The following is a 13558-nucleotide window of genomic DNA, read 5'->3' on the forward strand; positions in this document are numbered from 1 at the left end:
TGCCGGGTGGAGCCGGGCAGCCCGTGGCCGGGACGGCCCGGTGAGGGGACAGAACAGGGGGCGCGATGGTTAGGGCGCTGGTGGCAGGCGTCGGCGACTTTCCCGAGCCGTACGCGGGCGAGGACGAACTGGCCAACGGGGACGGTCCTTTCCCGCCGCTGCCACCGGTGGGGCCTGCGACCCGTGAACTCGCCTCCGCGCTGGGCCGGCACGCAGTCGACACCGGTGGGGACGCGCTGCTGGAATGCGACCGGGACACCTTCCTCGGCCGCTGGAAACGATTACGGACGACCGCCACGCGCGGGGAGCCTCTGATCGTCCACTTCGCCGGTCACGGCACCGAGGCCGGAGGGACCCTGTTCCTGGCGGCCTCCGGAGCCACCACCGGCCAGCTGGCCGACAGCTGCATCAGCTTCGGCGAACTCCTGCTCACGGCCGAACTCAGCGACCGACCGGTGCTGTTCCTCCTGGACGTATGCCAGGCCGGGCAGGCTGTCGTGCAGCAGCAGCTCGCCGACCTGGCCGCCCGCCACCGGCAGGACGCTCCCCGCAACGTGTGGATCATCGCCGCGAGCGCCGCCGATGCCGAGGCCTACGGTGCCGCGTTCACCACCGCCACCGCCCAGGTCCTTCAGCAGATCGCCGACGGCGGACTCGACCTCGACCCGGCCCTGCCCCACGTACCGCTGGACACCCTCGCCACCGCCGTCGACCGTCACCTCGCCCGCACCGACCGCGCCGCCGGATGGACCGGCCGCCGCACCCTGGTCCATACCACCCACCCCAGCGTCACACCCCAGGAACAGCCCTTCGTCCCCAACCCCGCCCACACCCACACCACCGGCCCCGGCACCGGTCCACTGCCCGGACTGGACCCACGGCTCCGCGAGTTCGCCCTCACCTGCTCACCCGGCCTGGACCCCCTCCACTTCGCCACCCGGGCCGCCGGGAACCAGGACCCCTCTCTCCCCCTGTTCACCGGACGCCGCTCCCAGCTCCGCCGTATCCAGGACTGGATCAACGCCCCCGGCGACCACCCCGGCACCCTGCTCACGGTCACCGGCAGCCCAGGCAGCGGCAAATCCGCGCTCCTCGGCGTCACCGCCTGCCTGCTCCACCCTGTCCTCGAACCCCGCTTCGGCCGGCACATCGCCCTCTCCGCCGGCCACTTCACCCCCGCCCCACCCGGCACGGTGCTCGCCGTCCACGCACGCCAGCTCACCCTCGGGCAGATCACCGACACCCTCCGCCACCAGCTCACCCAGCAGCGCCCCGACCTGCACTCCACGCCCAGCCTTCACACGGAAGTCCAGGACACGGAACGAGACCGGCCCGAAGAATCCCGCAACGACTCAAGCTTGAGACGTCTGCTGGAGGCCCTGTCCACCGCCGGGGACGTACTGATCATCCTGGATGCCCTGGACGAATGCGCCGACCCCGCCACCGTCACCACCCACCTCCTCACCTCGCCCCACCACACAGCCGCCGACCCCCCATGCTCCATCACCGCCGTCTTCGACCTCCACCTGCGCACACTCACCCAGGACGACCCCTGGATCCACCCCGTCCTCACTGTCCTGGGCCAGGCCCGCGGCCAGGGAATGCCCCTCAACCTCATCCACACCGCGGCCCTCGCCCACCAGCCTCCGGCGGCGAACCACCCCACCCCCACCCTCACCGACACACACCGCGCCCTGCGCAAGGCCGCCTTCTACCTCCGCACCACCCCCGACACCGACCACCGCCTCCTCTACCGCTACTTCCACCAGGCCCTCACCGACCACACCACCCCTCACACCCACCCCACCACCCTCCACCACGCTCTCATCAGCTCCATCCCCACCACTCCGCAAGGCAGCCCCGACTGGGCCACAGCCGACCCCTACCTCCTGCGCCACGCCGCCGACCACGCCCACCACGCCGGCACCAGCGCCCTGGACCAGCTCCTCACCGACCCCCGGTACCTCCTCCACGCCGAACCCGACACCCTGACCCCCTACCTGCCCCACGCCAGTGACGAGAAGGCCATCCAGAACGCCGACATCTACCGCTCCAGCACCGCCCACGACCCCCGCCGACACCAACTCCACGCCCGCCGTGATCTGCTCGCCCTCCAAGCCCTGGCAAACGCGCGACCCGACCTCGCCCACACCATCACCGACGCCGCTTCAGACAACCCCGGCGCTCTGTGCGTGCCTCGTTGGGTGGCCCTCAACAGCCGTCCCGGCCAAGGGCACAACCTCATCGATCCCACCCACCCGCTGTCCGCCGTTGCGGTGACAGAAGACCGGAACGGCACACCCCTCGCCGTCACCAGCGGCCCTGACCAGACCGTCAGGGTCTGGGAGGTGGAGACCGGTGCGCTCCGCCGCACCCTCACAGACCACGCCGGCGCAGTGACGGTCGTGGCGGTGGCTGCGGACCGGGATGGCATCCTCCTCGCCGTCACCGGCAGCCACGACCGCACGGTGAAAGTCTGGGAGGTGGAAACCGGCACCCTTCGGCATACCCTCACCGGCCACGCGGGCCCGCTGTCCGCCGTTGCGGTGGCCGCAGACCGGGACGGTACCCTCCTCGCCGTCACCGGCAGCCACGACAGCACGCTGAGGCTCTGGGACGTACAGACTGGCACCCTCCGGCATACCCTCACCGGCCACGCGAGCCCGCTGTCCGCCATGACGGTGGCCGCAGATGAGGACGGTACCCACCTCGTCGCCACCGGCACTCATGATGGCAGGGTGCAGGTCTGGGATCTTGAAAGCGGTGCTCTCCGGCACACTCTCACCGGCCACACCGACACGGTAAGGGCCATTGCGGTGGCTGCCGACCGGGACGGCACTCTTCTCACGATCACCGCCAGTCATGACGGCACGGTGAGGGTCTGGGAGGTGGAGACCGGGGCTCTCCGGCGCACCCTCGCCGGTCACGCGGGCCCGCTGTCCGCCATGACGGTGGCGACTGGACGGGACGGCGCCCCGCTTGCTGTCACCAGCGGCCTCGACCAGGCCGTCAGAATCTGGGAGGTGGAGACCGGTACTCTGCGGCACACCCTCACCGGCCACACCGACTGGGTGGTGATGGTGGCGGTAACGGAGGACCGGGACGGTTCCCTCCTTGCTGTCACCAGCGGCCATGACAGCACGGTGAAGGTCTGGGATCTCGAAACCGGTGCTCTCCGTCGCACCCTCACGGGCCACACCGACGGGGTGACGGTCATGGAAGTGACGGCGGACCGGGACGGTACCCTCCTCGCCGTCACCGGCAGCAGCGACACGACCGTCAGAGTCTGGGAGGTGGACACGGGGGTCCGTCGGCACACCCTCACCGGACACAGCGGCTCACTGTCCGCCATGACGGTGACGACTGGACGGGACGGCACCCCACTTGCGATCACCAGCGGCCGCGACAGCACGGTGAGGGCCTGGGACCTCGAAACCGGACGCGAGACCCTCCGACAGCACCTTCCGTACGGCGCGCACCAAATCGCCCTCGCTGGAGCGGGATTCGTCGTCGGTTACAGAGGGGAGGTGGCGCACTTTTCACCACAGTCGTCTCACTGAAGCACCTGGGTTGCCCAATCGTGCGCCGCTCAGAGCGGCAGCCAACTCCGCGTCCAGGGGCCGCGGCTCGGCAAATGTGAGCACAGAGCCACGTCGAAACCGTCGACGCCTCACCGCCAACCATGCACGAGCTCGTAGGGAATGGAGAGTCCTCGGAAGGTGAACCCGTATCGCTCACCCGTCGATCATGGGTTCGAAGGACGGGAGCCTTCACGTAACCCCCCCCCGCCCAGCTCTGCAGAGGCGCTAGCATCCCACCACCCATTTGCTCTACGTTTCAGGACCTCCACCCACAGCGACAGTCGAGTTATCCGCATACCCGGACCCGTACACACCCGCCATGGTGGAACGCCTGGTGGAGGCCGCGCTGGCCACCCCCGGCGTCAAAGCCCCACGGGAGGCTCTGTCGGCCGCGTTCGCCTACGCCGCCGAGCCGGTCGAAGACCTGACCTTCACCGTGGACGGGCGCGAACAGCTCCACCCCGACCGCCTGACCCCCGTGCGCGGCGTCAAGGCGCTGACGCTGTCCATCCGGCTGCTCGGCTGCGCGGGCAGCACCTGGGAGCGCAACGAGCGCAACGCCACCCGCTGGGTATCCCCAGCCGACCCGACCGCCTCCAAATCCAGGTGGACGCTCCCACCGGTCCGCAACTGGACCGGTCCGGACGGGGAGCCGACGGCCGCGCTCAGCATCATGATGGAGAGCGCCGACCGCGTCACCGACGTCATCCGCCGCGCCGCGCGCCTCCTCACCGAAGGTGACGGCCGCCGGGGACAGGACCTCACCGCCGACCTCCTGCAGAACGGGCAGGAGGAACCCTGCCTGATGGTCGCACAGGTCTACCGGACCCCCGGAGCCGACTTCTGGGCCTGGCCCACCGTCAAGGGCAACAACCGGACCAACAGCCGACATCAGATCCTCAACACCGACCAGGCGGCACTGCTCACAGCATCCGATATCACCGCCGTCCTCCACGAGTGGACGGACAAACGCAACGCCGAGCTGTCGAACGCCGGAGCCGACGGCCACCTGGCCCGGCAGGCACTCCAGGTCGCCGCCGTGGACGCCCAACTCGTCCTCGGATGCGACGAACCCGCACTGCTCTACTCAGCAGTGCAGTCCGGAAACCGACGCGACCACATCCACGCCCTCCTGGCGTTCGAGACCGCCGAACAGAACCGCGCCGTCGGACGCCGCGTCCTGGAGAGCTACCACGCCGCTGGAATCATCAACACCGCCACGCTCGACGTGCTCGCCGGAGAGCTGCCGGTCACCCAACTGCCCCAATGCCCGCCCGGCGCGGGAATCTGCGAACAGCGCGAGCTGCGCCGCACCCTGCTGCTCGCCGAGTTCTTCCCCACACCAAAGGACCGCCGCAGCCGCCTCATCCGCCAGCGGATGGCCGAGCCCCCTGATGGGAAGCTGGAAGAACAGCACGTCACACAGCGGCTGCGCGTCTACTCCGCGCTCTGCTCGGCGAGCTGGCCACAGGCGTGGAATCCGCGCGTGGATGACGCAACCGTCGGGCTTCCACAGGCTCGCGCCGGTATCATTGTCAGGGGTGGCACCATTACTCACCTGCTGGCCGCCGCGGACGCGGACGACGAGGCATTCGCCGAGCTGGTCCACTACACGGCCCCGCAGTGGCTCGCCGCGTTCAGGCTCGCCGACGCCGATCGCGGCTCCATGGGCGCCCAGGCAAGCCGCGGCACGGACGCCGGAACCGGGAACCGGATCCGCCGCACCATGCCGGATGTGCTCAACGCCCTGAGCGCCCGGCGGAAGCAGGCGGTGGCACTGTTGCGCGAGATGGCCGACGCGATGGAAAGTGAGCGCCTTCCCCCCGGTGCGCACCATCAACGCCGCCCCCAACCCAAAGTACTTCGGGTTCAAACGCGGCATCACCTGGCAGAACGCCGTCAACGACCAGGTCGCGGGCATCGGGCAGATGGTTGTGCCCGGCACCCCGCGCGACTCCCTGCACATCCTGGACGCCCTGCTGAACCTCGACGGCGGGGTGAAGCCGGAGATGGTCGCCACCGACAACGCCTCCTACTCCGACATGGTGTTCGGCCTGTTCAAGATCCTGGGCTACAACTTCTCCCCGCGCTTTCGCGACCTGGACGACCAGCGGTTCTGGAGAGCCGAGATGGACGGCGTCGAGACCGGCCCGTACGGAGCTCTGGAGGACCTGGCGAAGAACAAGGTGAACCTGAACAAGGTGATCCAGCACTGGGAGGACATGCTCCGGGTCGCGGGCTCGCTGGTCACCAATCAGGTCCGCGCCTATGACCTGCTGCGGATGTTCGGCAGCGCGAGCAAGCCGGCCCCGCTGGGGCAGGCGTTCGCCGAGTACGGCCGGATCGCCAAGACCCTGCACCTGCTCCAGGTCGTCGACCCGGTCGATGACACCTACCGGCGCCAGATGGGCAAGCAGCTGTCCGTCCAGGAGTCCCGCCACACCCTCGCCCGGGACATCTGTCACGGCAAGAAGGGCCACATCAACCAGGCGTACCGCGACGGCATGGAAGACCAGCTGGGGGCGCTCGGCCTGGTGCTGAACGCCGTTGTCCTGTGGACCACCAAGTACATCGACGCCGCCGTCGCCCAGCTGCGCGCCGAGGGACACGAGATCGCGGATGAGGACATCGCCCGGCTGTCCCCGCTCAAGCCACAAGAACCTGAACGTCCTGGGGCGCTACAGCTTCACCTCCTCCACCCCGGCCGGCGGCGCCCTGCGCCCGCTGCGCGATCCGAACGCCCCGATCCCCGAGGACGAGGAGGACGACGGGGTGTAGACGGCAGTCGGCCCCGGTGCCGCCCCACGGGGGCTGACCGTCACGGCAACCCGACGCACCGGGTGCTACTCTTCTTGGCTAGTTGCATCATCGTCAGTTCATCTGCTCAGTACGGCCGTTGCCATCCCGGTGGCCCGGTCGAGCCAAGGCTCCATCCGTCATTGACCGGCGGGTGTCCTGAAAGAGCGGTGAGTTGGGTGGTGTGCGCCACAACCCTGGACGGCCACCCGGCCGGGAGGGCAGGTGGGGGCACGGTGCCGAGTCAGGTCCAAGCCCTCGCCCTCTGCTTACCAAATCGGTGAGCAGGTCGAGAGACTGAGGAAGACTCCCGTGTCCCATGTACCCACTTCGGCCGTCGAGCCGCAGCTTTCCTTCAGCATCGAGTCGGACGTCGTTGATCACCGACGGATCGGTGAGCGACTGCGTCCGCCCGCCTCTCAGGCGGTGATCGACAAGAGCGTCGCCGCCGGGATCGCGACCGGGTTGAGCCAGGAGCTGGCCGAGACGCTGGCCGCCGCTGCTGCCGACCAGCAGCAGCTTCGCCGGGCCCTGCGCTCGCCGAAGGTGCAGCGTTTCGGCTCCGAGGAGTTCGAGTACATCGAGTTCGATGTCGTGACCTGGCGCGTCCTGCCGTCGCCCGACAACATCCGGTTCGAGGACGAGCACGCTCGCGGCACAATCGGCATGCCTCGGTTCGGGGCCGTCGAGGGGGAGGCGCTGCTCACCTTCGAGATGAACTCGGCCGACAAGCTGATCGACGCCATGGCCCCGCGGATCGCCGACATGGTGGCGAACAATCCGCACGTCGGCTCCATCCTCGACCGCGGTATCGAAACGCCGGGATGGCTGAGTGCCGTCCGGGTGATCACTGACTTGGGCGCCGTGACGAGGCTCGAATCCACGGATGGCTTCGGCCGTACCGTGGCCAGCCACGAGGGACTCGGCATCACGTTCAAGGACGTCGCGTGGAACCTGCGTCCCGGCAGCCGTCGCGCGACCAACCTGCTCCGGGATCTTGTGGAGTGGGCTGGAAGCGACATGGTCACGGACGAGCAGGCCCGCAAGGTCCGCTGCTCGATCATGCCCAATGCCCGGGTGGTCATCGGCTTCTCGGCCCCGCGGGGGTTCGACCGAGCCCGTCGGCGGTTCGTGGCGCATCTCCACATGGCGCCGCCCATGAACTTCTCCACCGCGACGACGCTGAACGCCAAGGCGAACGCCGCGGTGGACAACCTCTATGAACGCGGTCTGCTGCCCGTCCCCAGCGGGATGACCGCCGAAGGGGTCCGCGACATCCTCGACGGTTCGGACCGCGAGCACGACCTTCGTCCCGACGAGGTCGCCGTCCTGGCCTGTGGCGCACTGAACCCTCACGCGAACAAGCGCCAAGCCCGCGCGGTGAACGAGGCGATCGTCGATCTCACCGGCGCGAAGCCCAAGCTGGAGGAGCGCACCCAGCTGGCCGCCGAGGTCGCTCTGCGGGGCTTCCCCGCGGACAAGCGGCTCACCGCCCTGCGCTCGTCGCTCGACCGGGCCTGGCGCTGGTCGGTGCTGCGCGGCGTCGAGCTGACCCGCAGCTCCCCGCTCGACCTGCTGCCCGAGGCGCTTCGCGAGCTCGTACAGGCTGGAGAAGGCGCCGGGCCGGCCATCGCCGAGCTCGCCGCGCTGGCCAGCTACCACCTGGTAGGGGGCCGCACCCAGCTGCTGACCCGTTCCGAATTCGGCGGCCGCGGCAGCAACACCGAGCCCCAGCAGATCATGCGGCAGCTGGCCAAGACCGACGTCGGCCTGCGGCAGCTGTGCCAGATCGTTCTGGACGGCCGGGCGGGACGGGACCCGCAGGAGCTGGCCAAGGGCACCATGCCGCAGGACAAGCGGATCGTGGACGCCGACATCCTCACCCCTGGGCGGCTGCGCGAACTCGCCGACCTGTTCGAGGGGGAAGGCATCACGCACGCCAGCCCCGAGGACCGATTCGCGATGGCGCTCAAGGAGTTCCAGGCACGCCTCGACGACCTGCTCGACGCGGCCCAGCGGGTCGGCGACGTGACCGGCCAGGACGGCGTGGCGCTAGTGGACACGCAGGGGTACGACAACTCCAACATGCGGAACACGCTCGTCGAGATCACTGACCTCGTCTCGGAATGGCGGGGCGCCCGCCGCCGGGCCGACCGGATGCGGGCCGACCTGGACGAGAGCGGTGACGCTCGATGAAGCGCTCCACGTGCACGCTCACTCCGGAGAACTACAACACCGCGTGCGATCTCGCTGGAACCGCGCTGCTGCGGCGCATCCCGGCCGCCTCGACGATCCTGCAGATCACAGAGGATGGAGCTTGGAACGAATTCTCGACGGGTGTCTACATCGCCGCCGACTTCGAGAACGTCATCCGCTACACCGGGAGCGCGATCCGCGAGGGTTCGGTCGGTGACCGCGTCCAAGAGCACGTACTGCGCGGACGCGCCGCGCGATGGACCCGCCTGATGGTCGTCCCGCTGGCAGCGGACACCGAGGAGGGCCTCGTGCGCAGGATCGAGGGTCGGATCGGAACGGTCTTGCGGCCGCTCGACACCAAGCGGCTCCCCACGCTCGGAGGGCCGCCCCGACGACCTGCCTCGCGCAGGGCTTCCCGGTAACGTACGAAGGCACAGAGATGGCCCCCCACCGCCGAGGCGAAGCGGTGGGGGCCATCTCTTGCTGGGCAGCCAGGCCTGTCGGCAAACGATGGCGACCTCAAATGATCAATGCGCCACCTTCTAGATGATCATGTGATCGTGGAGGTACAGGTGCGTGACTACGGGTTCTCGGCGATCCAGCAGGACGAGATATGGCGGCGGTGGCGGGAAGGTGAGTCGTTCAACTCCATGGGGCGAGTCCTGGGCGTCCCGATGCACCACGTCCGCAGTTTCCTCGCCCAGACGGGCGGTGTGCGCCAGGCGCCGCCGAGGCGCTCGGCCCGGCACCTGACCCCGGGTGACCGCGAGGAGATCTCGCGCGGTATAGCGGCGGGCGAGTCTGCCCGGCATATCGCTGCCCGCCTGGGGAGGCCACCGTCGACCGTCTCCCGGGAGATCGCGCGCAACGGCGGCCGGCAGCTGTACCGGGCCACCGCCGCGGACCAGGAGGCGTACCGACGTGCCCGCCGGTCGAAGGCGGCCAAGCTGGCCGATCTGCCCGTGCTGCGGGCCCTCGTGGAGGAGAAGCTCGCGCTGAGCTGGTCGCCGGAGCAGATCTCCGGCTGGCTACGACGATGTTTTCCCGACGTGCCCGCGATGCGGATCTCACACGAGGCGATCTACCTCTCGCTCTACGATCCGCGCCGCCGCCAGACCATCAACCGCAAGCTCACCCAGCGGCTGCGGACCGCGCGCCCGATGCGCCAGCCGAAGAAGGCCCGGCGACCCTCCGGCCGGGGGATCATCAGGGACATGGTGTCCATCAGCGAGCGCCCGGCCGAGGTGGAGGACCGCGCCGTTCCGGGACACTGGGAGGGGGATCTCGTGATGGGAACACGCCCGTCGGCGATTGCCACGCTCGTCGAGCGCACGAGCCGGTACACGGCCCTGGTCGCTCTGCCGGAGGGCATCAAGGCCGAGCAGGTCACCCCGTACCTGACCAGCAGCCTGCTCGGCATTCCTCCTCTGATGCGGCGCACTCTGACCTGGGACCGCGGGCGGGAGATGGCGGAGCACCGGGCGATCACGGCCGCGACCGGCATGCCGGTCTACCTCTGCAAGCCCCGCAGCCCGTGGCAGCGCGGCACCAACGAGAACACGAACCGGCTCCTTCGCCAGTACCTCCCCAAGGGCTCGGACCTCCGAAAACTCAGCCAGGCCGACCTGGACGTCATCGCCGAGGAGCTGAACAACCGCCCCCGCAAGACCCACAACTACCAGAGCCCGTCAGAGGTCTATGCTCAGCTCCTGACCAGCGGTGATGCGTTGACTGCTTGAGGCCGTCATCGTTTGACGACAGACGGACGGGACGTCCAATGAACACGTGCAATCCCGGGGTTCGAGGCGGCGTGAATCCAATCAGATCCGATGGTGATTGCTGACAGGGTTTGACGACAGATAGGGTCCGATCCTCCGTACGGAAGGGGCCCACGGTGGCGAACCTGGTCTACAAGCGGGTCTCGACCGACCAGCAGTCCACCGCCCGGCAGGACCTCGTCCTGGCCGAAGCCGGGATCGAGGACCCCGTCGTCTTCGAGGAGGACCCTGGCACCTCCAGCCGCCTCCACCCCCTCCAGCGTCCGAAGTTCGGCGAGCTGCTGACGTACGCGCGGCCGGGCGACACCGTGCACATCTCCGAGATGTTCCGCCTCGTGCGCGGCAACCAGCACATCCTCGACGTGCTCGACGTCCTCCACCGCGACCGTCTCGCCCTGCGCATCCACGACGGCGCGTTCTCCGCCATGGACCTCACCGCCCGCCACCCGCGCACTGGCGAGTTGCTGTCCACCGTGAAGTTCATGGTGCAGACCCTCGCCGCCGCCGGTGAACTCCAGCGCGACCTCCAGCGTGAGCTGACCTACGACGGACTGCGCGCCGCCGAGGCCAAGGGCAACAAGGGCGGGCGCCGCCCCGCCGTCGCGGTCGCGACGGCCGCCGGCGTGCGCACCGCGTACCTGGAGGGCCGCTCCATCGCCGCCCTCGCCCGCGACCACCGGGTCAGCCGCGGCGCGATCCGGACCGCCGTCGCCGACCTCCTGCCCGAGCACACCGCCAGCGGGGAGGACGCGCCCGCCCCGGAGCCGCCGGTCACGCTCGACATGCCGGGCAAGGTCGCCGACTACCTCCGCACCACCGAGCTGGAGCCCGCCGAGCGGGCCGCGCTCGACCAAGGGGTGGCCGTACGGCGCGGCCAGGGCTACACCCTGCGCGTCAGCGCCGTCCCCGCCGTGCACCGCCAGCTCCTCGCCCGCTGCCAGCCGCTCGACGGCTGCCAGGGCGTCCCCGCGGTCCCGGCCCAGCGCAAGGCCCGCCGCGAGTACGAGAACCGGGTCAGTGCGCTCACACCCTGACCATGATCAATCTCAGCGCCAACCGCTGTACCGATGCTCCCCGAGACCGGCATCCCGAAGAAACCCGCGCACCCCGCCCGATACCCGCGATCAGAGATACCGCCTCAGCCAGTCGGGCATGCTCGGCTCGCCAATTCCCCAGGACTCCTGGAACGATTCGTCCTCCTGCCAGGTGTTCTCATCGCCGTCGAAGAACTTCTGCCGGTGGCACTTGTACTTGACGACGGTGTCGCCTTCGAGCCTGTACTCGTTCCAGTAGTAGTTCTGCTTCCCGTGGCCTTTCCACTCCTGGGTCTTGTAGATCGTCGTCATGAAGTCGGAGTGTAGTTGGGGCGCTGAGGCGGCTTTGCGCCTTGGTTACGGTGTTGGCCGTCCACGGTGCACCCGTAGCAGTGGCCTGCGAAGACAACGCTCGTCGGGGCCGGGTCAGCTCCCTGCCTTCTCCAGCAGGTCGGCCGCCGTGCGCAGGGCGGCGGCGAGGCCCTGCTGGGCCCACGTGCCGTACCCGGAGATCCGCAGGACCTCGACACTGCCGAGGTCGGCGTGCTGGGCCTCGCCGTCACCCGGTTCGTCGCAGTCGGTGTAGGCGGCGCGTAAGCGGTAGCCGTGCTCCGCCGACTCCGGGTCGAGGTACAGGGTCACGTCGCACTGCTCGCTGAGGCGCTCGTGCGTCAGCGCGACGGCGACCGCGCCGATCGGGCCGGGCCGCAGGTCCACCAGGTCCGCGTGCTGCCATCCCTCGTCGGCTGATCCGGGGCGTCGAAGACATCCCCTGCCGGGTCAGCGGTCTGATCAGTAGTCATGACCGACTAACGACCGGCGCCGCAGGGCGTACCGGCACCCGGCGCAGCCAAGATCAAGTGCTTAGCGTTAATGGCTGTACCGCTACTACTCAACCCCGCTATCCTCCCGGTATGGGTCGATCCTCGATTCTCCCGCGTGCGCTGGCCAGGCAGAGAGAGCTGCGAGGCATGACGGTCAGGGACCTGGCTGACGCCGTGGGAGTGACCCCCCGTACCGTGCTTAACTGGCAGGCGGGCCGCAGTACGCCCGGCGACCGCTCCTTCGGACGCCTGCTGCGAGCGCTGCGGTGCGATGCACAGGATCTGTCCGGACGCCCGCGGGGCACCGAGACTCTGGCCGATCTCCGCCGTGACGCCGGACTCAGCGCGGATGATGCCGCAACCCTCGTCCGGGCCCGGGGCACCATGGGCGTCGACGCGGCGACGCTGCGCGCCCTGGAGCGGGGCGGCCCTCTTGCCGCCGGTGAGAAATTGTCACCGGAGCGTGCGGGTGAACTGGTGAGGAGGCTGGCTAAGGCCTACCGGATCCCGGAACGTGTCGTGATGGACGCCTGGCGCCGGAGCCGTCCTGGCGACCTCACTCCCGCGCTGCCGCCGAGGCAGCAGCCCCGTCCCAGCAAAATGGGCCTGGCGGCCTGGCAGGACCTGAACAGCCGCCAACGCCTCTACTTGGCCTGCATCTTTCTGCAGAAGCGGACGGACGCGAGCAGCCGGTCCGCTCCCGCATGCCGGGGTGCAGAGGCCGGGCGACGGCGCGGGGTCATGCTGGCCCTCGCCGCTCCCCCGGAGGTGGTGGGATACACCCCGCTGCAGGAGCGGCTGCGCCGTGAAGGAGTTCATGACCCGGGGGCTGGATCGACTGTTGAGGCGCTCATCCGCCGGGGGCTGCTGCTGGCCCACCGGGACCTGGTGATCGTCGCAGGTGCGGGTGAGGTCCGGCGAACCTGTGTGGAGCTGACCCCCCGGGGGCGGGCCGCAGTCCATGCCGGGCTCGGGGTACGCCCGGATCAGCGTCCGCCACAGCCGTTGCTGTCGCCGTGGCTGTGGCAGATTCTGGTGCGGGTCGCCCGGGCCGGAAGCAGGGGACTGGACGGTTCGCTGGCAGGCAGGGGCCCGCATGTGCTCGCGGTGGGACGCAGGCCGGGAAACAACGGTGTCAGCCGCGGGTTCATCGAACTGAGGCATCCCGAGGGGGTGTCCGCCGGTCCGTGCTACTGGTTTCTGACCAGCAGCGGCGGAGGACATCTACGGGATTATCTGGAAACGTACAGGGGGCTGTATCCCGAGGTGGACACCGCCGGCATCTGACGGCTCCGTCCGGGTGACCTTGCCCGCTTGGTCCACGGAGCAGGTGCCCGGGCGGCGTACGT

General features: G+C 69.4%; 9 protein-coding genes and 1 pseudogene. 7 read left to right on the forward strand and 3 right to left on the reverse strand.

Going from position 1 to position 13558, the window contains the following annotated elements; genetic code table 11:
* Positions 1-65: 65 nt before the first annotated feature.
* Positions 66-3560: a WD40 repeat domain-containing protein gene (locus SYYSPA8_RS13230; protein ID WP_323447296.1), complete on the forward strand. Its 3495-nt coding sequence runs from the start codon at positions 66-68 to the stop codon at positions 3558-3560.
* A gap of 1108 nt (positions 3561-4668) precedes the next feature.
* Here SYYSPA8_RS13230 and SYYSPA8_RS13235 read toward each other — a convergent pair.
* A complete protein-coding gene (locus tag SYYSPA8_RS13235; RefSeq protein WP_323447406.1) occupies positions 4669-5454 on the reverse strand; it encodes a hypothetical protein in 786 nt (261 codons plus the stop codon).
* On the opposite strand from SYYSPA8_RS13235, the pseudogene SYYSPA8_RS13240 reads away from it, so the two are divergent.
* The 5 genes and pseudogenes from SYYSPA8_RS13240 to SYYSPA8_RS13260 form a co-directional block, all read left to right on the forward strand.
* A pseudogene (locus tag SYYSPA8_RS13240) lies at positions 5405-6359 on the forward strand (Tn3 family transposase); the annotation flags it as partial. The gene SYYSPA8_RS13235 and the pseudogene SYYSPA8_RS13240 sit on opposite strands and share 50 nt — an antisense overlap.
* Positions 6360-6689: 330 nt before the next feature.
* On the forward strand, positions 6690-8573 hold the full coding sequence (locus SYYSPA8_RS13245) for a hypothetical protein (RefSeq protein ID WP_323447297.1): 1884 nt from the start codon (positions 6690-6692) through the stop codon (positions 8571-8573).
* A complete protein-coding gene (locus tag SYYSPA8_RS13250; RefSeq protein WP_221354668.1) occupies positions 8570-8995 on the forward strand; it encodes a hypothetical protein in 426 nt (141 codons plus the stop codon). Before SYYSPA8_RS13245 ends, SYYSPA8_RS13250 begins: the two co-directional genes overlap by 4 nt.
* Positions 8996-9145: 150 nt before the next feature.
* Positions 9146-10312: an IS30 family transposase gene (locus SYYSPA8_RS13255; RefSeq protein ID WP_456115161.1), complete on the forward strand. Its 1167-nt coding sequence runs from the start codon at positions 9146-9148 to the stop codon at positions 10310-10312.
* 155 nt (positions 10313-10467) lie between these two features.
* Positions 10468-11385, forward strand: a complete 918-nt coding sequence (locus SYYSPA8_RS13260) for a recombinase family protein (protein WP_323447299.1) — start codon at positions 10468-10470, stop codon at positions 11383-11385.
* Positions 11386-11475: 90 nt separating this feature from the next.
* Here the strand turns inward: SYYSPA8_RS13260 and SYYSPA8_RS13265 are convergent, their stop codons facing one another.
* Both SYYSPA8_RS13265 and SYYSPA8_RS13270 read right to left on the reverse strand, forming a co-directional pair.
* Entirely contained in the window at positions 11476-11697 is a 222-nt protein-coding gene (locus tag SYYSPA8_RS13265; RefSeq protein WP_323447300.1) for a hypothetical protein, read from the reverse strand.
* 114 nt (positions 11698-11811) lie between these two features.
* Positions 11812-12102: a hypothetical protein gene (locus SYYSPA8_RS13270; protein WP_323447301.1), complete on the reverse strand. Its 291-nt coding sequence runs from the start codon at positions 12100-12102 to the stop codon at positions 11812-11814.
* A 197-nt stretch (positions 12103-12299) separates the two neighbouring features.
* On the opposite strand from SYYSPA8_RS13270, the gene SYYSPA8_RS13275 reads away from it, so the two are divergent.
* Entirely contained in the window at positions 12300-13496 is a 1197-nt protein-coding gene (locus SYYSPA8_RS13275) for a helix-turn-helix transcriptional regulator (RefSeq protein ID WP_323447302.1), read from the forward strand.
* Positions 13497-13558 lie beyond the last annotated feature (62 nt).

Origin of the sequence: Streptomyces yaizuensis (assembly GCF_034961445.1) — a bacterium.
GTDB lineage: Bacteria > Actinomycetota > Actinomycetes > Streptomycetales > Streptomycetaceae > Streptomyces > Streptomyces yaizuensis.

Excerpts from the sequence above, each read along its gene's own strand:
- SYYSPA8_RS13275 (WP_323447302.1), top strand. The coding sequence starts at position 12,300 with ATGGGTCGATCCTCGATTCTCCCGCGTGCGCTGGCCAGGCAGAGAGAG.
- SYYSPA8_RS13230 (WP_323447296.1), top strand. The coding sequence starts at position 66 with ATGGTTAGGGCGCTGGTGGCAGGCGTCGGCGACTTTCCCGAGCCGTAC.
- SYYSPA8_RS13265 (WP_323447300.1), bottom strand. The coding sequence starts at position 11,697 with ATGACGACGATCTACAAGACCCAGGAGTGGAAAGGCCACGGGAAGCAG.
- SYYSPA8_RS13250 (WP_221354668.1), top strand. The coding sequence starts at position 8,570 with ATGAAGCGCTCCACGTGCACGCTCACTCCGGAGAACTACAACACCGCG.